Annotated in this window: 18 protein-coding genes; 5 read left to right on the top strand and 13 right to left on the bottom strand. The window is 67.0% G+C overall.

The window, feature by feature from the left end:
- Window positions 1-285 precede the first annotated feature (285 nt).
- Window positions 286-876 (bottom strand): TetR/AcrR family transcriptional regulator, encoded by a 591-nt coding sequence (locus ACFWO8_RS14880; RefSeq protein ID WP_378950084.1) that lies wholly within the window; start codon window positions 874-876, stop codon window positions 286-288.
- A 73-nt stretch (window positions 877-949) separates the two neighbouring features.
- On the opposite strand from ACFWO8_RS14880, the gene ACFWO8_RS14875 reads away from it, so the two are divergent.
- Window positions 950-1,864 (top strand): ATP-binding cassette domain-containing protein, encoded by a 915-nt coding sequence (locus ACFWO8_RS14875; protein WP_378950081.1) that lies wholly within the window; start codon window positions 950-952, stop codon window positions 1,862-1,864.
- Window positions 1,857-2,705: a virginiamycin B lyase gene (locus ACFWO8_RS14870; protein ID WP_378950910.1), complete on the top strand. Its 849-nt coding sequence runs from the start codon at window positions 1,857-1,859 to the stop codon at window positions 2,703-2,705. The genes ACFWO8_RS14875 and ACFWO8_RS14870 overlap by 8 nt, the downstream gene beginning before the upstream one ends.
- Before the next feature lie 30 nt (window positions 2,706-2,735).
- On the opposite strand, the gene ACFWO8_RS14865 is transcribed toward ACFWO8_RS14870, so the two are convergent.
- From ACFWO8_RS14865 to ACFWO8_RS14850, 4 genes are all read right to left on the bottom strand, one after another.
- The gene (locus tag ACFWO8_RS14865) at window positions 2,736-4,403 is read right to left on the bottom strand and encodes a substrate-binding domain-containing protein (RefSeq protein WP_378950079.1); all 1,668 of its coding nucleotides are present in this window, start codon (window positions 4,401-4,403) and stop codon (window positions 2,736-2,738) included.
- Window positions 4,404-4,533: 130 nt separating this feature from the next.
- The gene (locus ACFWO8_RS14860) at window positions 4,534-4,788 is read right to left on the bottom strand and encodes a WhiB family transcriptional regulator (protein WP_378950077.1); all 255 of its coding nucleotides are present in this window, start codon (window positions 4,786-4,788) and stop codon (window positions 4,534-4,536) included.
- On the bottom strand, window positions 4,785-5,327 hold the full coding sequence (locus ACFWO8_RS14855; protein WP_378950074.1) for an HNH endonuclease: 543 nt from the start codon (window positions 5,325-5,327) through the stop codon (window positions 4,785-4,787). The genes ACFWO8_RS14860 and ACFWO8_RS14855 overlap by 4 nt, the downstream gene beginning before the upstream one ends.
- Before the next feature lie 223 nt (window positions 5,328-5,550).
- Window positions 5,551-6,783, bottom strand: a complete 1,233-nt coding sequence (locus tag ACFWO8_RS14850; protein ID WP_378950072.1) for an MFS transporter — start codon at window positions 6,781-6,783, stop codon at window positions 5,551-5,553.
- A gap of 84 nt (window positions 6,784-6,867) precedes the next feature.
- Here ACFWO8_RS14850 and ACFWO8_RS14845 point away from each other — a divergent pair, with 84 nt between their 5' ends.
- Window positions 6,868-7,320 (top strand): winged helix-turn-helix transcriptional regulator, encoded by a 453-nt coding sequence (locus ACFWO8_RS14845; protein ID WP_378950070.1) that lies wholly within the window; start codon window positions 6,868-6,870, stop codon window positions 7,318-7,320.
- A gap of 58 nt (window positions 7,321-7,378) precedes the next feature.
- Here the strand turns inward: ACFWO8_RS14845 and ACFWO8_RS14840 are convergent, their stop codons facing one another.
- From ACFWO8_RS14840 to ACFWO8_RS14820, 5 genes are read right to left on the bottom strand one after another with little or no spacing between them, the layout of a single operon-like run.
- Entirely contained in the window at window positions 7,379-8,932 is a 1,554-nt protein-coding gene (locus ACFWO8_RS14840; RefSeq protein ID WP_378950067.1) for a GMC family oxidoreductase, read from the bottom strand.
- Window positions 8,929-10,443, bottom strand: coding sequence for an aldehyde dehydrogenase family protein (locus ACFWO8_RS14835; protein WP_378950065.1), 1,515 nt, complete (start codon window positions 10,441-10,443; stop codon window positions 8,929-8,931). The genes ACFWO8_RS14840 and ACFWO8_RS14835 overlap by 4 nt, the downstream gene beginning before the upstream one ends.
- Before the next feature lie 11 nt (window positions 10,444-10,454).
- Entirely contained in the window at window positions 10,455-12,599 is a 2,145-nt protein-coding gene (gene betT / locus ACFWO8_RS14830) for a choline BCCT transporter BetT (protein WP_378950063.1), read from the bottom strand.
- 42 nt (window positions 12,600-12,641) lie between these two features.
- Entirely contained in the window at window positions 12,642-13,931 is a 1,290-nt protein-coding gene (locus tag ACFWO8_RS14825; RefSeq protein ID WP_378950061.1) for an acyl-CoA dehydrogenase family protein, read from the bottom strand.
- A gap of 2 nt (window positions 13,932-13,933) precedes the next feature.
- Window positions 13,934-14,575, bottom strand: coding sequence for a TetR/AcrR family transcriptional regulator (locus ACFWO8_RS14820; RefSeq protein ID WP_378950058.1), 642 nt, complete (start codon window positions 14,573-14,575; stop codon window positions 13,934-13,936).
- 234 nt (window positions 14,576-14,809) lie between these two features.
- On the opposite strand from ACFWO8_RS14820, the gene ACFWO8_RS14815 reads away from it, so the two are divergent.
- On the top strand, window positions 14,810-16,987 hold the full coding sequence (locus ACFWO8_RS14815; protein ID WP_378950056.1) for a malate synthase G: 2,178 nt from the start codon (window positions 14,810-14,812) through the stop codon (window positions 16,985-16,987).
- A 167-nt stretch (window positions 16,988-17,154) separates the two neighbouring features.
- Here ACFWO8_RS14815 and ACFWO8_RS14810 read toward each other — a convergent pair whose 3' ends face one another.
- The 3 genes from ACFWO8_RS14810 to ACFWO8_RS14800 all read right to left on the bottom strand — a co-directional run bounded on the left by ACFWO8_RS14810 (window position 17,155) and on the right by ACFWO8_RS14800 (window position 19,440).
- Window positions 17,155-17,739 (bottom strand): TetR family transcriptional regulator, encoded by a 585-nt coding sequence (locus ACFWO8_RS14810; RefSeq protein WP_378950054.1) that lies wholly within the window; start codon window positions 17,737-17,739, stop codon window positions 17,155-17,157.
- Window positions 17,736-18,479, bottom strand: coding sequence for a nuclear transport factor 2 family protein (locus ACFWO8_RS14805; RefSeq protein ID WP_378950052.1), 744 nt, complete (start codon window positions 18,477-18,479; stop codon window positions 17,736-17,738). The genes ACFWO8_RS14810 and ACFWO8_RS14805 overlap by 4 nt, the downstream gene beginning before the upstream one ends.
- A 340-nt stretch (window positions 18,480-18,819) precedes the next feature.
- Window positions 18,820-19,440, bottom strand: a complete 621-nt coding sequence (locus ACFWO8_RS14800) for a TetR/AcrR family transcriptional regulator (RefSeq protein ID WP_378950050.1) — start codon at window positions 19,438-19,440, stop codon at window positions 18,820-18,822.
- A gap of 97 nt (window positions 19,441-19,537) precedes the next feature.
- Between ACFWO8_RS14800 and ACFWO8_RS14795 the strand changes: the two genes are divergently transcribed.
- Window positions 19,538-20,431, top strand: a complete 894-nt coding sequence (locus tag ACFWO8_RS14795; protein ID WP_378950907.1) for a metal-dependent hydrolase — start codon at window positions 19,538-19,540, stop codon at window positions 20,429-20,431.
- Window positions 20,432-20,455 lie beyond the last annotated feature (24 nt).

Here is a 20,455-nt window from a genome sequence, read left to right as displayed (position 1 = left end):
AAATCACGGTACCGCGTGGGTACGGAAATGCGGCCTGCGCGGGCGGTTCGGTGGCTGGGGTACAACGGGGGGTAGAGAAATGGGGCTGCGGTGCCGTATCCTCCACCATCAGCCATGGATCGACCGTATCGCGCCGCCCTGGTTCTTTGTCGTACCCTTTTCGTCTGCGCGGCCGCCCATTCCTCGGTCTGCGTGGCTAACCTGCGTTCCTCGTTGCGGCTAATTTGTTCTCGCCGGCGGGTGATGCCGGTTTGCGGGTAACGATTTCGCCAAGTGTCATCGACTTCAGGTATCGACTGGGATTATTGCGAGTGCGGCCGCGACGTCTGCGGATCGGCGCGCCTGCTCGGCGGTGACCGGTTCGTGGGTGATGAACAGCCGGTGGAACAGCGGTGCGATGGCGAGCCGGATGATCTCGGCCGCGTCGACGTCCGGCTCGACCTCGCCGCGCACGATCGCCCGCCGCACGATCGCCGCCGCCTCGTCGTGGCGTGCGGCGTAGAAGCCGCGCAGCGCGGCGGCGGCATCGGGATGCTGCATGCCCGCTGCGACAAAGGCTGTCGCCACGGCGCCGGCGTCGGGATCGGCGAAGCCCGAGCGAACCAGCTCGGTGAGCGCACGGAGATCGCCGGTGAGGGCGCCGGTATCCGGGATCGGCCACGACTGTTCCGCGGCGCGCTCGAGCGCGTCGGCGACGAGGCCCTCCGGGCCGCGCCAGCGCCGGTAGACGGTGGTCTTGTGGACCCCGGCCCGCTGGGCGACCGCATCCACGGTGAGGCCCTGATAGCCGTGCTCGGCGAGTTCGGCCGTGGTCGCGTCGAGAACAGCTTCCCTGACCCGGGCGCTACGTCCGCCAGGGCGTCGTTGCGGTTCCAAAAACTACTCCTGTTGCGTTAGCTGTCGCGGGTTTGTATGGTTAAAGCTACATGAGTAGCGATTGGAGCAATGTTTGACCACTCAACTGACCTTGCGCGGAGTGTCGAAGTCCTATGCGGACCATCCCGTGCTCGACGCCATCTCAGCCGCGATCCGGCCCGGTGAAACAGTCGGTGCGGCAATCGAACTGGCGCTGGCCGAACTGCGCGACCTCGACAGTGGCATGCACGCCGCCGCACAGGCGCAGGACATGGACCGCTACGGCGAATTGCTCGCCCGTTTCGAGGCGCGCGACGGCTACGCCGCCGACGCCAGGGTGGACGCGTCGATGCACGGACTCGGCGTGGCGGGCATCGGCCGGGACCGCCCGCTCGAGAGCCTGTCCGGCGGGGAACGCGCCCGGCTCGGGGTGGCATGTCTGCTCGCGGCCTCGCCGGAAGTGTTACTACTCGACGAACCGACCAACCACCTCGACGAAACCGCGCTGACCTGGCTGGAGAATCGCCTGCGCACCCATCAGGGCACGGTCGTGGTGGTCTCGCACGACCGGATCTTCCTCGACCGGGTGGTCACCGCGATCATCGAGGTCGCCGACGGTGCGCTGACCCGATTCGGCGGCGGCTACACCGGATTCCTGACCGAGAAGGCGGCCACGCGAATTCGCTGGGAACAGGCATACGCGCAGTGGCGCAGTGAGATCGGGCGCTTGGAGGAGTTCGCGACGAGCACTGCCCGGCAGATCGCGCAGGGGCGCGCGATGACCGACAACAACAAAATGGCCTACGACCGCAATGCCGGGCGGGTGCAGAGTTCGGTCGCGTCGCGGGTGCGCAATACCGCCGAGCGGTTGCGCCGACTGCGCGAGGACCCGGTGCCGCGACCGCCCGAGCCGCTGCGGTTCCGCGGCCGATTCACGGCGGTGTCGCACGATCGGGCATTGCGCCGTCGTTTCCGGGGAATACAGAAGGGAATTGACGACGTTGCCTGAGATCGTGCGAGTGATCGACGTGCCGGGCGCGCCCTACGGGATCACTGTCGGGCCCGATGGTGCGCTGTGGTTCACGCTGGTCGCGCAGGGCGTGATCGGACGATTCGCGGATGGGCTCGTACAAACCCATCCGCTCGAACAATCCGACGGACAACCCACTGTGATCGTTGCCGATTCCGGTAATGCATTGTGGTTCACCGAGTTCCGGGGCGGCAGGCTCGGGCGCATCACCATCGACGGTGCGGTGACGAGCATGTCTGTAGACGGTCCCTACGGTGCGTGCGTCGGGCCGGACGGGGCGCTGTGGTTTACCGAGTTGCAGGCGGGTCGGGTCGGGCGGCTGGCCGCGGACGGCACCATCACCCGCGTCGAGGTCGACGGCATGCCCTCGATGATCACACCGGGGCCCGATGGTGCGCTGTGGCTCACGGTGAACCAGGGCAACGCGATCGCGCGCATCGACAAGGACCTCGCGGCCCGAGTCCACCCGCTCCCGACGCCTGCGGCGGGTCCAGTGGGCATCACCGCAGGCCCCGATGACGCACTGTGGTTCACCGAGATCGGCGCCGGTGCCATCGGCCGCATCGACCTCGACGGCACCGTCACCGAGTTCGCCCTCCCGGACACCGACGCTCGCCCGCACGCGATCGTGGCAGGCCCCGACGGTGCGCTGTGGTTCACCGAGTGGGCGAGCTGCCGTCTCGGCCGGATCACCATCGACGGCGAGATCACCCACCTCGACCTACCGGGCGCCGAACCGCACGGACTCACCGTCGACCTTGTCGGCGACCTCTGGGTGGCGATGGAATCCGGTGCGCTGGTGCAGGTTTCGCTGTCATGATGCCGGTGTCGCGCGCATGGCCATCCGAGCCTAGGGAGTGGTGAGTGCCTTGACTACCGCGGTGCCGAAGCCGAGGTCGTTGCTCGTCGGCATCCGTGCGTAGGTGCCGCCCGTTCGGTCGGCGAGGGTCTGCAGTGTTTGGGTGCCCTCGCCGCCGACCACGACGACGTCGATGCGGATGGGCTTGCTCGCATCGGTCGCCGCGGTGATCTCGCTGACCAGCGTGGTGCCGGTCAGCGTCGAATCGTCGTCGGGGCCGTCGGTGATCAGCAGGATCGAGTTCGTGCGCCCGGGGGAGTATCCGGCCACCGCGGCGCGGTAGGCCGCGAGCAGGGTCGGATACGCCTGGTCCGCGGTGAGCTGGCTCGGTTTCACGGAGGTGACCGCCGTGCCGACCGCGTTGCGTTGGGAGTTGGTGAGCAGGTCGGTGGCCACCTGCACCTTGTACGGGGTGGTGCCGTCGATGTTCTTACCGAACGTCCAGAGGCCGAGCCCGAAATCGGGCGGCATCACCTGCAGTGTCGAGGCGACGGCGGCGATCGCGTTCGACAGCCGGGTGGTCGATCCCTCCGCGGTGCCCATCGACGACGACACATCGAGCAGGACCGTGGCGTTCACGCCGAGGACCGGGTTGGCCAGCGTCGACTGCACCTTCTCCAGCGCCGCGCGCGGGGGATTCGCCGGTGCCGAGCCGATGGCGGGCCCGAAGCCCTCGGTGGCGAGTGCGCCCGCCTGCTCCGGTGCGCGCAGGAAGTCGATGAACCGCGACGCGATCAGATTCTGGGTCTTGTCGACCCATGGACCCGACAGCAGGGCCGCCGGATAGTCGGCCAGCGGCGCGGAGCCGACCGGGCGAAACGCGGTGAGGCCACCGGTGCCGAGTTGTTGCTGGGTCGCGGCGACCGCGTGCACCTCGTCGTCGGTGGGGTTCGCGGTGATCTCCGACATGGCGGTGATCAGGTCGGCCGGTGCCTGCGCGCCCGCGGCCAGTCCGGAGATCGCGGCGACGACCTGACCGGATCCGGCGGCCTGCTCGGTCAACGGTTCGGTGCCGGAGACCGCGGCGCCGATCGACGCCGCGGCGGCGGTCGTCGCGTCACCCACGGGCAGGGCCATCTGCAGCCCACCCCACCCGCTCAGACCGACTTCGTCGAGCGAGCCCTGCTGCAGTCGCGGCAGGTCGGCCCACGTGATCTGGTGTTGCTCGAGCGCCTGGCGCAGGGCATCGGGCACGGCCAGCACGATCGGGCTGGTGGCGATGGAGGCGGGCGTGCCCTCGATCAGACCGGGCACCCGAACCAGTTCGACAGTGCGGCTCGAATCGGCGATCCACAGGCCCGGCTTCGGACCGAGCGTCGGATCCCATGTCGCCATCTCGGCCAGGCCGCCTGCCAGGGCACTCGACGGGTGTGCCGACACCTTCACCTGGGCGCAGTGGTCGCGCACCCGGGGTTTGGTCGCGTTGAAGCGCTCGGCCGCGGTCCGCACCGGACCGGCGATCGCCGGGTCCACCGCGACATCGAGGGCCGCGGCCCCTTCGACGCACTCGGCAGCCGCCGCCACATCGGAGTTCTCGGCACGATCGCTGAGCTGGAACCATGCGAACACGGCGACGATCACCAGGACCAGTGCCGATACCGCGATAACCGGACCCTTGCTGATACTTCGAGATCTGGTCCCGTTGCGATGCGTACCCACGCGGCAAGTTTAAGGACATCGCGTCGTTCCGCAGCACAGTGCATGCCTCGACGCATCGCCGCAGGTCACAGCCACGTAGCTGGGCCCGAGTGCGGCCGGATGTCGGTGCCGACACCCGGCCGAAGGGCGATCACGCTCGAATCACGCGGCCGCGGTCGTATTCGCGACCGCCCCACACCCCCGACTGACCCGTCTGCGCCGCGTACTCGGTGCACCCCGCGAGCAACGGGCAACCGGCGCAGATCCGGCGGGCGTAGTCGAAGTCCTGCGACGGGTACGGAAACCACGCCTCGTGGTTGGGGTCACCGCGGCAGGCGGCGCGATGCCACTGCCCCGAATCGGACAGGGTCAGCAGTTCGGTCAGTGCGAGTTCGGTGGTGGTCACGGCGCGTACTCCTTCCAGATCCGGCGCTGCTTACGGGCGAGCGGGTCGGGAGCCTTGGGCTCCCACAGCAGCCGCATCCCCGCCTCTTCCGGGGTGCGGTCAGCCTTTCCTGTATTGCACGGTGCGCAACAGGCGACGAGATTGCTCCAGGTATTGGGTCCGCCCCGGCTGCGGGGGCGGATGTGGTCGACGGTGTGCGCCCAATCAGCGCAGTAGCCGCACCGGTGCTTGTCGCGGCGCAACACCCCGGACAGCGTGGCCCGGCTGTCGTCACCGATCGGCGCCACGTGGGCCAGGTAGACATAGCGCACCAACCGGATCGTCTCCGGCAACCCGATCACCAGGTGTTGCGACCGGATCGGGAAGTGTGGCACCCGCTCGATCACGGTCTCCGCGGCGCCGCTGATCAGCAATGTCACGGCCCGATCGGCGGTGATCTCGTCGAGGGCCTCGTAGCTGGCATTCAGCACGAGCACCCTGGTGTGTATCCAGGTGTCGGCAGCGGGCACCGTCGGGTCGACGGCATGACGAATCATCATGGGAATCACCATGTTTCGAGAGAAGTGAAGGTCAGGAGCAGAAGGGGCTCGGGCCGGTCAGGCCACAACCAGGAGACGGCCGGAGCCATCGATATCCAGGCGCATCGCGCAATGGACCGAATTCGCGCGGCGATAGGTCTTATCCGATTCTCGCTGTGGCGCTTGCTGTTTCACGGCCGTCTCCTCCTCTCGATGCTGCTCGTCGGTTCTCGCCCGATGCGAATCACCTGCGTGAAATCATGGTGACATACCGTGCCCGAAATGTCGGCTGATTTATTTTCGGCCGACGGCCGCGCATCCGGAGCTGGGCCGACCCCCACACGGCGAAACCGGCCAGGGCGTAGAGGGCACCTGTCAAGCAAGACGCCAACCATCCCCACGAGGTGTACGCCCAGGCCGTCGTGACCGCGCCGAGGGCCGAACCCAGCGAGTAGAAGGCCATGTAGGCGCCGATGACGCTGCCGGCGCGGTCGGGGTGTGCGGTGGTCAGCAGATGCTGGCTACTCACATGCACGGCTTGGACGGCGAAGTCGAGCACCACGACGCCGACGACGAGCAGCGCCAGCGTCGGCCCGGTCTGTGCGATGAGCAGCCAAGACGCGGCGAGCATCAGTAGCGACCACCCGCTGATCAGTTGGGCGTGACCGGCATCGGCCCACCTGCCCGCCCGGCCCGCGCCGAGGGCTCCCGCGAGTCCCGCCAATCCGAACAGTCCGATCTCGGTGGTGCCGAAGGACCAGGGTCGCGCACCGAGCGGGAGCGCGAGGCCGCTCCACAGCGATCCGAAGGAGGCGAAGAGGAAGAAGGTGATCAAGCCCCGGCTCAGGAACAGTCGATCCGAGGTCACGAGGCGTCCCATCGACCGCAGAATCTGTGTGTATCGATCACCGGATGTCCTGATGTCCGGGGCCAAGCACCCTCGGGTGACGACGGCGAGCCCCGCGCACAGCACGGCGAGCAGGACATAGACCGCGCGCCAGCCGAGCGTGTCACCCAGCAACCCCGCGACGACCCGGACCCCGAGGATGCCGATCACGACACCTGACGTGACAGCGCCGATATTGCGGCCGCGTTCACCGGGCGCGGAGACGGCGGCGACGTAGGCGACTGTCACCTGTGTGACGACCGCGAACACCCCGGCGAGCGCAAGTCCGGCCACCGCGATAGCGCCGTTCGGCGCGGCGGCCGTGATCGCGGCCCCGACCGAAGTGAGCGCAAGCAGTCCACCGATGAGCCGACGTCGGTTCACCAGATCGCCGAGGGGCACCAGCAGAATCAGCCCGGCGAAGTATCCGATCTGCCCGGCGGCGATCAGGACACCCAACGACTCCGGCGACAACCCCAATTCGGGGCCCGCCACCGCCAGTACCGGCTGGATCGCGTACATCGTGGATACCGCCGCGGCGCACACCATCGCCAGCACCAACCGCTGTGCTCGCGTGACTCCTGTCGCCATCAGACCTCCAAAGAGTAGCAAAATGAAACCAATTCACGGTAAGCAATAATGGTTTCGAATTGCAACTCATAAGGAGGTGGCCCCATGGCACCAGCGTCCGGCGCCGACCGTGAATGGACCGACCCCACCTGCCCGGTCGCACGTACCGTCGACCTGGTGGGTGACCGGTGGAGCCTGCTCATCGTGCGTGACGCCATGGCCGGACCTGCGTCGTTCACCGTATTCCGGCAGCGGCTCGGGATCGCGCGCAACATCCTCGCCGACCGCCTACGCCGACTCGTCGAGGACGGCATCCTCACCACCAGCGCGACCCCGGGTGGCAAACGGCACGTCTATGAGCTGACCGGCGCCGGCCGGGATCTGTTCACCACCATCGTCGCACTGCGGCAGTGGGGAGAAAATCATGCCTTCACTGCCGACGAGCCCCGCTCGACGCTCGTGGACCGCGACGGACGACCCCTCGCCGCCCTAGATCCTCGCGGTCAGGACGGAGCGTTGGTCACTGCCGAGACCACCGACGTGCGGCGAGTGGACTGAGACCTCGATCGGTGGGCGACGAGGTGGCGAGCTTCTGCGCGGACAGGGGTCGGCTGATTTATTCTCGGTCGGCGGCGACGAGTTCGGCGCAGCGTTCACCGACCAGCATGACGGTGATGTTCGGGTTCACCGTGGTGTGCGCGGGGAACACCGAGGCGTCGGCGACTCGCAGACCGTCGACGCCCTTGACCCGCAGCTGCGGGTCGAGCGGGCTCATCGGGTCGTCGACCGCGCCCATGCGGACCGTGCCCACCGGGTGGTAGACGGTGTTGTGGGTCAGGCGGATGTAGTCGGCCAGTTCGGCATCGGTCTGTACTTGCGGCCCCGGATACAACTCGCGCTTCACCCAGTCCGACAGCGGTGCCGCCGCGGCGATCTCGCGCGCCTTGCGCAGGCCGGCGATCATCACCCGCAGGTCGTGGCCCTCGGGGTCGGTGAAGTAGCGCGGGTCGACGCGCGGCTTGTCGCGAAAGTCGCGCGAACGCAGCCGCACGGTGCCGCGGGAACGAGCGTGGGTGACGTTGGGGGTAAGGCAGAAGGTGTTCTCGGCGGTCGGGTATCCCTGCCGCAGCGTATGCATGTCGAACGGCACACTGCCGTAGTGCATCATCAGGTCCGGCCGGTCGAGTTCGTCGACGGTCGTGGTGAAGATGCCCGCTTCCCACCACTGCGTGGAGTGGCGCACCATCGGCCGCGTTGTCTCGAAACCGATCACGCCCTCCGGGTGGTCTTGCAGATGCGCGCCGACCCCGGGCGAGTCGGTGATGATCTCGATTCCGTTCTCGCGCAAGTGATCCGCGGGGCCGATGCCGGAAAGCATGAGCAGCTTCGGTGAGTCGATGGCACCGGCGCTCACGATCACCTCGCGGTGCGCGGTGATCCGGGTGGTGCGCCCGAACGCGTTGTCGGTCAGGTCGACCCCGACGGCGCGTCCACCGTCGATCACGATCTTCTTCACCCACGCGCCGGTGCGGATGGTGAGGCCGGACCGGTCCAGATTCGGGTGCAGATAGCTGACCGACGACGACGAGCGCGTGCCGTCCGGAAGGCTGTTGATCTGAAAGAAGTTGGCGCCGTTGACAACTGTGTTTCCGGCATTGAACTCGGCGCGGGGGATGCCGACGGCCTCGCAGGCGTCGAGCACGGCCACACCGCACGGATCGTTCGGCGGCACCGTCATGATGTGCACCGGACCCCGGCGACCGTGGTGCTCGCCGGGGCCGTCGTTGGTCTCGATCCGCGAATACAGCCGATACACCGAATCGGCGCCCCAGCCGGTGGCGCCGTGGTCGCGTTCCCAGGAGTCCAGATCCTCGCGCGGCGCCCAGAACGCGATGCAGCTGTTGTGCGAGGAGCAGCCGCCGAGCACCTTGGCACGGGCGTGGCGCATCAACGAATTGCCGTTCTCCTGCGGCTCGATGGGGTAATCCCAGTCGTAGCCCGATTCGAGGAGTTCCATCCAGCGGTCGAGCCGCAGGATCGCCGGGTCGTCGACATCGGACGGTCCCGCCTCGAGCAGGCAGACCGTCACCGACGGATCCTCCGACAACCGGGCGGCGACGGCCGCGCCCGCGGAGCCCCCGCCGACGATCACGTAGTCGTATGCGCTCACCGTTGTTCCTCCCGGTCGGCGAACCAGCCGGTGACACCCGGCCGGAGATTCTCATAGACGTGTTTGGCTTCGCGATACTCGTGCAGCCCGGAGGGCCCGAGCTCGCGGCCGACGCCCGATCGGCCGAAACCACCCCACTCGGCCTGCGGCAGATACGGCCCGAAGTCGTTGACCCACACCGTGCCGTGGCGCAGCCGGGCGGCGACGCGACGCGCGCGTGCGGCGTCACCGGACCACACCGCGCCCGCGAGACCGTACTCGGTGTCGTTGGCGATGGTGACGGCCTCGTCCTCGGTGGTGAAGGTCTCCACGGTGACAGTGGGCCCGAACGCTTCGTCGTGCACACACGCCATCGCGCGGGTGGCGCCGTCGATGACCGTCGGCAGGTAGAACCAGCCGTTGTCGAGATTCCCGGAGCCCTCGTCGCCGGTGGCGAACGCACCACCGGTGCGGATGACGGCACCCTCGGCGCGGGCCTGTTCGACATAGGCGTTCACCTTGTCGCGATGGGCCGCCGAGATCAGCGGCCCGGCCTCGGTGCCCTCGGCGAAGGGCAACCCGAGCCGGATCTGCTCGGCGCGACGCACCAGCTCGGCGACGAAACGGTCGTGTGCCGATTCCTCGATCACCAGGCGCGCACCCGCCGAACACACCTGGCCGGAGTGCAGGAACGCCGCGTTCAGTGCGTTGTCCACGCTCGCGGCCAGCCGGTCGTCGGTGTCGCAGGCGTCGGCGAACACGACATTCGGGTTCTTGCCACCCAGTTCGAGTGCCACCTTCTTGACCGTGGCGGCCGCCTCGCGAGCGATGATCTTGCCGGTGGCCAGCCCGCCGGTGAACGAGACCAGGTCGACATCGGGATGCTCCGACAGCGGCGCACCCGCGGTGGCACCCGCACCGAGCACCAGATTGCACACCCCGGGAGGCACACCGAGGTCGTCGAGCACCGACATCAGCAGAATCGCGGTGTGGGGGGTCAGCTCGGCCGGTTTGAGCACGAAGGTATTGCCTGCCGCCAACGCCGGGGCGACCTTCCAGGCCGCCTGCAACAGCGGGTAGTTCCACGGCGTGATCAACCCGCAGACGCCGACCGGTTCATAGACGATGCGAGAGTCGATGTCGGGGGAGCCCGCGTCGACGACACGGCCAGCGTCGTCGGCGGCGAGCTTGCCGAAATACCGGAAGCAGTTGGCGATGTCGGACATGTCGATGTCGGACTCGTAGGGTCGCTTGCCGGTGTCGAGGGTTTCCGCGCGTGCGAACTCGGCTCGCCTGGCGTCGATCGCGTCGGCGACGCGCAGTAGCAGGTCGCCCCGTTCGGCGGCGCTGGTTCGGGGCCACGGCCCGTCGTCGAAGGCTCGGCGGGCCGCGGCGATCGCGGCTACGGTGTCGTCTCGGTCTGCCTCGGCGACGACGCCGACAAGGGAATTGTCTGCCGGACAACGGATATCGCGAGTATTCCCGGAAACAGACGGTCGCCAGGAGCCGTCGATGTAGAGGGTGTCGCTCATGATGGATCCCTTCACAGATCGCTCTCGGTGTCGCCGGCTTCGGGCTCGTGGTGATCTGTCGCCGTCCGGCGCAGGTGCAGATAGCCGAGGTGGCGTTCGTACTGGTCGAGAATGTCGCCGATGACCTGTTCGCGGCTGTAGCCGTTGAGTGAGTAGCCCTGCGATCCCTCGGCCAGGTAGACCTCGCAGCGGAAGTACCGATCGCCGGACCGCTGCGCGAGCACGGCATAGGTCGGGGTCGGTGCGGACACCGGCCACACGCCGTATTCGAACCGGGGTTCGTTGGCCTGATCGACCAGCAGGCGTGGCGACGGCAGCCCCTCGCCGGCCTGGGAATCGTCGATGGTCGCCGTCATGCCCATCCGGTCGAATTCCGCCGCGACATCGTGCATCGCCGGAACGACGGTGCCGGTGATGAGCTTGCGGCTCGCCGCTGCCCCCGGATAGTGGATGGTCGCCAGCAGCCTGCGTCGCCAACTGCTCGGTTCGGCCGGGCCACGGCCGGACGCGAAGGCCTTGGGCAGGGAGGTGCGGTAGCTGTCGAGCTTGTAGGACTCGTTGCGCACGGCGCGCAGCATCGCGATGCCGATCAGCGCCAGCACGAACGAGAAGGGCAACCCCATGATGATGGTGGCGTTCTGCAGGGTCTTGATGGATCCGCCCGCACCGGCGAACAACATCGACAGAGTCAGCAGACCGATCGCGGCTGACCAGAAGATGCGGGTGCTGCGCGCGCAATCAGCCATCGGGTCAGGCAGTTTCGAGGTGAAATTGCCCATGACCAGCGATCCAGAGTCGGCGCTCGTCACGTAGAAGAGCAGCCCGGTGATGGTCGCGATCCCGAGCAACAGGGTCGCGCCGGGATACTGCTCGAGCAGGGAGTAGAAGCCGAGTTCGGCTCTGGCCGCGGTCTGCTCGGCAAAGGTCTTGTCGTCTCTGGCGACCTCGAGCGCGCTGTTGCCGAAGACCGAGATCCACAGCAGGGTGAAGCTGAACGGCACGACGAGGACACCGAAGATGAACTGGCGCAGCGTGCGTCCGCGTGAGATGCGCGCGAGGAACAGGCCGACGAACGGTGCCCACGCCACCCACCACGCCCAGAAGAACAGCGTCCAGCTGTCCAGCCAGCTCGACGGCGCGTTCGCCGTCTCCGGATTGCGCTCCCACGCGAAGGTGTCGAGAGTCCGGCCGGGCAGGGTCGAGAGATAGTCGCCCGCGTTCTGCGCCAGGCCGTTGAGCAGGAAGTCCGTGTTGCCCGCCACCAGGATGTAGACCAGCAGGGCGATCGCCATGATGACATTGAGCTCCGACAACCGCCGGATGCCCTTGTCGACGCCGGTGGTGGCCGAGATCGTGGTGATGGCGACCGACAGGGCGATCAGCCCGATCTGGGCGGCCTTGCCCTGGGAGATGCCGAACAGTTCGTGCAGGCCGTAGTTGAGCTGGACGATCCCGATGCCCAGCGACGTGGCGATGCCGAAGATGGTGCCGAGTACCGCGGCTACATCGATCGCGTCGCCCCAGCGGCCGTGTACCCGCTTGCCGAAGATCGGATAGAGCGCGGCACGGATCGTCAGCGGCAGATTGTGCCGGAAGGCGAAGTAGGCCAGCGCGCCACCCATCAGCGCGTACATCGCCCAGCCGGTGATGCCGTAGTGGAAGATCGTCCAGGCGACCGCGTCGCGGGCGGTCTCGTTGGTTTCGGGCGGGCCGAGCGGTGGGTGCAGGTAGTTGTAGACGGGCTCGGCGACCGAGAAGAACATCAAGTCGATGCCGATCCCCGCTGCGAACAGCATCGATGTCCAGGAGAACAGGCTGTACTCCGGCCGTGATTCCTCCGGCCCCAGCCGGTAGTTGCCGTACCGGCTGGCGCCGAGGAAGACGACGAGGCCGAGAATGGCGGTGGCGAGCGCGAAGTACCACCAGCCGAACCAGGTGGAGATGAAGGTCTTGACCTCGCCGACGACGGTCTCGGCGCTCGCCGGTGCGGCCAGCGCCCAGATCCCGAAGGCGAGCACGGCGCCGGCCGCCAGCAGGAACACCGGCTTGTTGACCGAGCGCCGGTCGGCTACGGGGTGTACCGGGACCACGTCGTGCGCGGTCCCTGTAGGTGTTGGTTCAGTGCCGTTGTCCCCGGATTTGCTGACACCGCCCATGCGAGGCAGGTTAGTTCGTGCTCACCCGCGGATCGGGGACCTTCAGTGGTTGCCGACCTCGTGTTCCAGCCTGCGCGCCACCAGATCACGGGCTTGTTCACGCAGGGCGGGCCGGTAGCCACTCGGATACACCGGATCCCCCGGCGCGTAGTTCTTGAGCACTTCCTTGGCGAGGGTGATCTTGTGGACCTCGGTCGGGCCGTCGGCGATGGCCATGACCTCGGCGTAGGTGGTCATGTCGAGGAAGGGGAGGTCGGTGCTCACGCCCATCGCGCCGTGCAGATGCAGTGCGCGGCGGGCGATGTCGTTCATGACGGTCGGCATGGCGATCTTGATGGCGGCGATGTCCTTGCGGACGGCGCGGTAGTCCGCGGCCTGGTCGATCCGCCAGGCGGTGCGCAGGACCAGCAGGCGGAACTGCTCCATCTGGATCCAGCTGTCGGCGATGCGTTCCTGGGTCATCTGGAAGCCGCCGACTACACCCTTGCGGGCCGGGCGCGACACCGCGCGCTCGCACATCATGTCGAAGGCTTTGCGTACCAGCGCGACCGTGCGCATCGCGTGGTGCACCCGGCCGCCGCCGAGACGGGTCTGCGCGACGATGAACCCCGCGCCTTCCGCGCCGAGCAGATGATCGGCGGGCACCCGGACATCGGTGAATCGCAGGTGCGCTTCGTGTTCGCTGAACCCGGGCACGGTGAAGTTGCGCACCAGTTCGAGGCCCGGCGCATCGGCGGGCACGATGAACATCGACAACCGCTGGTGCGGTTCGGCTTCGGCGTCGGTCACCACCATCACGATGTGGAAGGTGGCGAACTCGGCGGCGGAGTTGAACCATTTCTCGCCGTTGATCACCCACTCGTCACCGTCGCGCACCGCGGTGGTGCGGAACGCGGTCGGATCCGAGCCGCCGGTGGGTTCGGTCATCGCGTAGCAGGAGCCGATCTCGCCGTCGAGCAACGGCTGCAGGTATTTCGCCTTCTGTTCCTCGGTGCCGAAGTGCGCCAGGATCTCGGCGTTGCCGGAATCCGGTGCCTGACAACCGAAGACGAGCGGCGCCCACATCGAGGTGCCGAGCACTTCGTTGAGCAGCGCCAGCTTCAGCTGGCCGAAACCGGGACCGCCGAGTTCGGGGCCGAGATGGCAGGCCCACAGGCCCTGATCCTTGACCTGCTGTTGCAGTGGCCGCATCAGCGCCCGGATCTCGGGGTCGGTCCGGTCATAGGGATTGGGGTAGAGCAGATCCAGGGGTTCGACCTCGGTGCGGACGAACTCCGCCACCCAGTCGAGCTTGCGCTGGTAGTCCGGATCGGTCTCGAAATCCCAAGCCATGGTCAGCCTTTCGTGGTGTCGCCCGTGGCGCGGAGCCCGGACAGGACGGTGTCGGTGAGGATGTCGGCGATCTCGGCGGGGGAGTGGGTGCCGCGCTCGCGGTACCAGTAGCCGAGGGAATTGAGCATGCCGAGCATGCCGTTGGTGACGATGTGGTCGGCGGTGCGCAGTTGCCCGGCCGCGTGGCCCGCGTCGATGACGTCTTGCCAGTGACGCTGCAGCCGATCGCGTAGCTGCTGCAGGACGACCGCGTGTTCGTGGGTCAGCGCGCCGGCATCACGCAGGTGCACGGCCACCGCGCGCCGATGCGTGACGATCAGTTCGACATGGCTGCGAATCAGCCGACGCAGGGTCTCGACGGGGTCGGTGCCGACCTCGACGATGCGTTCGGCATCGGCGAGCAGCAGCCGGGTGTAGTCGCGCAGGATCGCCCACAGCAGGTCTTCCTTCGACCCGATGTGGTAGTACAGCGCACCCCGCTGGACGTCGGCCCTCGCGCCGATCTCGGCGACGCCGGTGGCGTGGAAACCGCGTTCGGCGAACAGTTCGAGCGCCGCGTGGTGGATCCGCTCACGCGTGTCCGCGCGCTCGGTGGCGCGGGGACGGCCGCGACGACGCACAGGGGATGACGGTTCGGTTGTCACGGCGCCTCCGTTCGGTCCGCCTCGCGATTTAATGTTCCGATCAGTACATTAATTGTCCGCGCACCTACAATCAAGGGGCGATCCGCCGCGCCCATGTCGTCGACCTCGGCGGCTCGGCGTGGCGGAATGGACGGAGCCCGCAGGGCGTTCGAACCCACGCGAGGTGTCACCGCTACCCACGGGTAACATGACATCGACTATTCCCACCCGGTTTTCACCAAAGTGAGGCATCAGATGACAGAGCGGATTCAGGTCGGCGGGCTCCAGGTGGCGAGCGTTCTCCACGATTTCATCGAGAACGAGGCGCTCCCCGGTACCGGCGTAGATTCCGCCGCGTTCTGGGCCGGTGCCGAGCAGATCATCAACGACCTCGCCCCGCGTAACCGCGCTCTGCTCGCTGAGCGCGACGAGTTCCAGGGCAAGCTCGATGCTTGGCACGGCGAGAACCAGGGCACCGGCTACGACAAGGCCGCCTACAAGCAGTTCCTGACCGAGATCGGTTACCTGCGGCCCGAGCCGGCGCCGTTCCAGATCGGCACCGGCAACGTCGACGCCGAGATCGCCACCACCGCGGGCCCGCAGCTCGTGGTGCCGGTGATGAACGCGCGCTTCGCGATCAACGCCGCCAACGCGCGCTGGGGTTCGCTCTACGACGCGCTCTACGGCACCGACGCCATCCCCGAGGCCAACGGCGCCGAGAAGGGCAGCGGCTACAACCGCGTGCGCGGCGACAAGGTCATCGAGTGGGGTCGTAACTTCCTCGACGACGCCGTCACCCTGATCACCGGCTCGCACCTGGGTTCGGCATACTACAAGATCGTCGACGGCGAGCTCGAGATCGGCCTGGAAGACGGCACCGATATCGGCCTGGCCGACCCGTCGCAGCTGCTGGGCTACCTGGGCGACCCCGAGGCCCCGACCTCGATCCTGCTCAAGCACAACGGTCTGCACATCGAGATCCAGGTCGACGCCACCTCGCCGATCGGCTCCACCGACACCGCCGGTGTCAAGGACATCGTCCTGGAGTCCGCGCTCACCACGATCATGGACTTCGAGGACTCGGTCGCCGCGGTCGACGCCGACGACAAGGTCGTCTGTTACCGCAACTGGCTCGGCCTGATGAAGGGCGACCTGGCCGAGGAAGTCTCCAAGGGCGGCAAGACCTTCACCCGCACCATGAACCCCGACCGCGTGTTCACCGCGCTCGACGGCTCCGAGTTGGTGCTGCACGGTCGTTCGCTGCTGTTCGTGCGCAACGTGGGCCACCTGATGACCTCCGACGCGATCATCGACGCCCACGGCAACGAGGTTCCCGAGGGCATCCTCGACGGCCTGATCACCTCGCTGATCGCCGTGCACTCGCTCAACGGCACCGCCTCGCGCGCCAACACCCGCACCGGTTCGGTCTACATCGTGAAGCCGAAGATGCACGGCCCCGACGAGGCCGCGTTCACCAACGAGCTGTTCGGCCGGATCGAGGACGTCCTCGGCCTGACCCGCAACACCCTCAAGGTCGGCATCATGGACGAGGAACGCCGCACCACGGTCAACCTCGCCGGCTCGATCGAGGCCGCCAAGGACCGCGTGGTGTTCATCAACACCGGCTTCCTCGACCGCACCGGCGACGAGATCCACACCTCCATGGAGGCCGGGCCGATGGTCCGCAAGGCCGAGATGAAGGCCCAGACCTGGATCTCCTCCTACGAGGACTGGAACGTCGACACCGGCCTGGCCAAGGGTCTGCCCGGCAAGGCGCAGATCGGCAAGGGCATGTGGGCCATGCCCGACCTGATGGCAGGCATGCTCGAGCAGAAGATCGTGCACCCGAAGTCCGGCGCCAACACCGCCTGGGTGCCCTCGCCGACCGCCGCGACCCTGCACGCCACCCACTACCACCTGGTGGACGTGTTCAAGCAGCAGTCGCAGATCGCCAAGGGCGGCCCGCGCGCCACCGTCGACCAGATCCTCGAGATCCCCCTCGCCCAGTCCACCGACTGGACCGAGGAGGAGAAGCGTCAGGAGCTGGACAACAACTCCCAGGGCATCCTGGGCTACGTGGTCCGCTGGATCGATCACGGTGTCGGCTGCTCCAAGGTGCCCGACATCAACGACATCGGCCTGATGGAAGACCGTGCCACCCTGCGCATCTCGAGCCAGCTGGTCGCCAACTGGCTGCGCCACGGCATCGTCTCCGAAGCCGACGTGATCGCCAGCCTCGAGCGGATGGCCCCGGTCGTCGACCGCCAGAACGCGAACGACAAGACCTACCGCCCGCTGGCCCCGAACTTCGACGACAACATCGCGTTCCAGGCCGCCAAGGAACTGGTCCTGGAAGGCACCACGCAGCCCAACGGCTACACCGAGCCGATCCTGCACCGCCGCCGCCGCGAGTTCAAGGCCGCGCAGAAGTAGTGCTTGAAAAGTAGCTCGTAGCAGCTCTTTTCGTTGGAGGCCCCGCGTCGGAGACATCCGAGGCGGGGCCTCTGCCGTCCCCGGAGATCACCGTGGATACCGGCTCGTCAGGGAACCGCGGGGTTCACGGGTGGGCGGATACTCCCGATGGGGTGCCTGTGTGCCGGTCAGTCTGCGACGATCATCCGAACGACGGTGGCACGGAAGAGGTCTCTGATCTGTTCCAGATCTGCGAAATCCGGCAACGTCGGTGGCAGCAAGATGTACGAGTGCGATAGCCGGGTGATCAGATCGGTGCAGACCTCCGGCGAGGCCGTCAGGCGGTAACCGGCCTCGGTCAGCTTCTTCAATTCACCGACCATGAACGCTCGACCGAAGGCGAGAATCGGCTCGGCCTGCGTCGTCAGTTGCGGCAGGACGGTCTCGGGATCCGTTTCGACGAGACGCCGCAGCACGACGTTGTGTGGAGCGACCTCGCAGAACCGGACGAAGGTCTCCACCAGCCGGTCGACCGGATCGTCGACGGCGTCGAGCCGTACCGCGAGGTCGCTGAGGAAGCGCGCGACCTCGCGGGCCATCAGGGTGTCGAACAGTTCTGCCCGACCTGGAAACCGCCGGAACACGGTCGCTTTCGACACCCCGGACTCGCGGACGACGTCGGCGATCGTCGTCCGCCGTAGCCCGTGGCGTGTCAACAGCGCGAAGGCGGCGTCGAGGATGCGGTCGACGTACGGGTCGGCCGGTGCCGTCATAGCTTCGGGACCCGGCCCCGCAACCGCTGGGCCAGGCCGGGGAGCCGCGCGGCTTGCATGATCGCCTTGAACTGCCAACTGTCGTCGCGGGGCGCGATGCCCGCTGTCTGTGCCATATCCATGAAGTCCCACAGTGTTTCGCCGAAATACATCAGGCCGTCAGGGGTGAAATGATAGCGGTCGACCGCGCACGCCTGCACGAAGGTGCCCATACCTTGCAACGCCGGCGCCGTGTCGTCGTAGGGATAGAGCCGCAGCGTGCCGTCGAAGAAGCCGCTGCCCATGTACCGGACGACCAGGCGGGTTTCGCCGTCGGGCGTGACGTCGATGTACATCTGATCGGGGAACGGGTCGTATCGCCAGTTCGAGATCGCATCGAAGAACGACATGTTGTATTCGACGAACTCGTCGAGACCGACCATCGTCCGCCCGAACGTCGTCGGATCCACATACCGCAGATCGTGGGTGTAGATCTCGTGGTTGCGGCTCATGTCCTGGGTCAGCCAACTCCACGTGTACTTCGCCGCCCATTCGTAGAGCCACGCGACGTCGATGCCGTGACCGGCGAGGAACTCGATGCGGCGTTCGAGCTCGATGAACCAGTTGCGGTGCATCCGGCTCAGTTCGTCTTCGGGGACGACGCGGGTGCGCGCACCACGATTCGACGGCAGGAACTCCGGTAGCGGCTGCCGCAATCGGGGCTTGTCCAATTCCTGAAGAACGAGGTCGAAGTCGAACATCGGCAATCCTTCGGTTGATACCAAGAGAGTAGATTGGTCTCAGAGTATCTCAGCGCGTGGGGGAGCGCGTGGTTTCGGGCGCTACCTTCTGGAACGACTCACTGACCTCAGCGGGCGTCCTCGACCCAGGCGGGCCCGGAGACGACTCGGCCCCCGCACCGAACTTCGGTGCGGGGGCCGAGAGCAATTGCGTATCAGGGCATTACGCAGGGCGAGTCGTACTCGATCTTCTCCAGCGTTGGCGCCTTGTAGTTGGCCTCCACGGTGGCGGGCCGGAACCTCGGCTTCGCGCGGCACCGGGCACCTGAGTGCCGGAATTCCGGGGGCATCGCCGTAGCGGTCAGTGTGTGATGATCGGCACGAGGTGCGTTCGGGCGAAGTCGCGGAGTTCTTGGTCGGTGCTCAGTGGAAGCACGCCGGACGGCGCCAGAATCATCGAGTGCACCACCCGGCAGAGGACTTCCGTGCGAGCGCTGAGGTTCGGGGGTTCGACGAGCTGTCCGGCGGCGATCGCCTCGAGCAGGATGGATTCGGTGGTCGCGATCGACAACGCGATGGTGGTAGCGCTGTCGTTGGTGAGGCGGGGTAGCACTCGTTCGGGTTCGAGCAGCAGCAGGCGGTTGACCAGCGGGTGTTCGCGCCAGCGGCGGACGACGGTCACCAGGATGTCGGCTACCAGGTCGTCGAGGTTGTCATGCTGTTTCGGCAGGCTGGTCAGGTCCGTCAGCACGCGCGTGACCTCGCGGGCGAAGACGGCGCCGACCACGTCGTCGCGCGACCCGATCCGCCGATAGACCGTGGCCCGGTCGACCCTGGCCTGGCGGGCGATGTCCTCGATCGTCGTCTTCTTGACCCCGACGTGCCCGAACTGGACCAGTGCCGCGTCGAGGATGCGGGACTCCACGGAGTCGGAATCGTCGGATTCGGGAGCACTTGTCGAGGTCACGTGGGCCGTGGTCATGCCGTCAACGGTAGCAACCAGGCGGTTGATGCAACAGAGCGACGCTTTTTGTTGCCGCAACATTGCAATTGAATATGTTGCATCGTATCGTTGTGACATGGCTCATGCAGTTGACGCAACGAGGCGTCATCACCGCGAGGAAGCGCACGCGATCAACGCGCGGGACGTGCACTTCGACTTCGGTGATGTGCCGATGCACTACATCCCGGGCGAGGTCTTCGCGACCCATGTCATCAATGTCATGCACCTGGTGCTGCCGGAAGGCGAGCGCGCGATGGCGCAAGCGCTGGCCGAGTCGCTGCCCTACATCGATGACCGGCGGCTGCGCGAGGAGGTGCAGGGTTTCGTCGGTCAGGAGACGATGCACGCCAGCAGTCACGCCGGTGCGCGCGATCATCTGCAGTCGATCGGCCTCGATGTCGAGGCGATGGTCAAGACCTTCGCCTGGTTCGTCGATCGCATCCTCGGTGACCACGGCCTGACCGGTCGGGCGAAGGAGGAATGGCTCAAGGAGCGCCTGGCGCTGTTCGCCGGGATGGAGCACTACACCGCGGTCATCGGCCAGTGGTTGCTGGAGAACGACAAGTTCGAGGACCTCGGGATGGATCCGACCATGCTGGATCTGATCCGCTGGCACGGCGCCGAGGAAGTCGAGCACCGCAGCGTGGTCTATGACGCCTACATGTACGTCGACGGCAGCTATGCGCGCAAGGCGCGCACGGCGGTGGCCGCCAGTGCGACGCTGTTGGCTACCTTCCTGGTGTCGTCGGCCTATCTGTATGCCAAAGATCCCGCCCCGCGGAAGGGTGCGTTCTGGCCGATGCAGCTGGTTCGGGCGACCGCCCGTGGCGTCGTGCCGAACTTCGGTATTTTCATCAGCGAGATCCCGCGGTACCTGCGGCCGGGCTTCCATCCGTCCCAGCTGGGGCCGATGGATCGCGCGCTGCGCTACCTGGCTCATTCACCCGCGGCCCGCGCGGCCGAGCAGTGACGGCGGCGGTGAGTTCGCAGGCGC

Origin of the sequence: Nocardia sp. NPDC058480, from assembly GCF_042720495.1 — a bacterium.
Classification (GTDB): domain Bacteria; phylum Actinomycetota; class Actinomycetes; order Mycobacteriales; family Mycobacteriaceae; genus Nocardia.
The sequence above is the reverse complement of the archived record's forward strand: the minus strand, read 5'-3'. Positions and strand labels throughout refer to the sequence as shown.

What these genes read in the sequence shown, in the direction of transcription:
- ACFWO8_RS14815 (WP_378950056.1), top strand. Translation starts at nt 14,810, where the DNA reads ATGACAGAGCGGATTCAGGTCGGCGGGCTCCAGGTGGCGAGCGTTCTC.
- ACFWO8_RS14845 (WP_378950070.1), top strand. Translation starts at nt 6,868, where the DNA reads ATGGCACCAGCGTCCGGCGCCGACCGTGAATGGACCGACCCCACCTGC.
- ACFWO8_RS14835 (WP_378950065.1), bottom strand. Translation starts at nt 10,443, where the DNA reads ATGAGCGACACCCTCTACATCGACGGCTCCTGGCGACCGTCTGTTTCC.
- ACFWO8_RS14825 (WP_378950061.1), bottom strand. Translation starts at nt 13,931, where the DNA reads ATGGCTTGGGATTTCGAGACCGATCCGGACTACCAGCGCAAGCTCGAC.
- ACFWO8_RS14855 (WP_378950074.1), bottom strand. Translation starts at nt 5,327, where the DNA reads ATGATGATTCGTCATGCCGTCGACCCGACGGTGCCCGCTGCCGACACC.
- ACFWO8_RS14810 (WP_378950054.1), bottom strand. Translation starts at nt 17,739, where the DNA reads ATGACGGCACCGGCCGACCCGTACGTCGACCGCATCCTCGACGCCGCC.
- ACFWO8_RS14795 (WP_378950907.1), top strand. Translation starts at nt 19,538, where the DNA reads ATGGCTCATGCAGTTGACGCAACGAGGCGTCATCACCGCGAGGAAGCG.
- ACFWO8_RS14800 (WP_378950050.1), bottom strand. Translation starts at nt 19,440, where the DNA reads ATGACCACGGCCCACGTGACCTCGACAAGTGCTCCCGAATCCGACGAT.
- ACFWO8_RS14805 (WP_378950052.1), bottom strand. Translation starts at nt 18,479, where the DNA reads ATGTTCGACTTCGACCTCGTTCTTCAGGAATTGGACAAGCCCCGATTG.
- betT (WP_378950063.1), bottom strand. Translation starts at nt 12,599, where the DNA reads ATGGGCGGTGTCAGCAAATCCGGGGACAACGGCACTGAACCAACACCT.
- ACFWO8_RS14850 (WP_378950072.1), bottom strand. Translation starts at nt 6,783, where the DNA reads ATGGCGACAGGAGTCACGCGAGCACAGCGGTTGGTGCTGGCGATGGTG.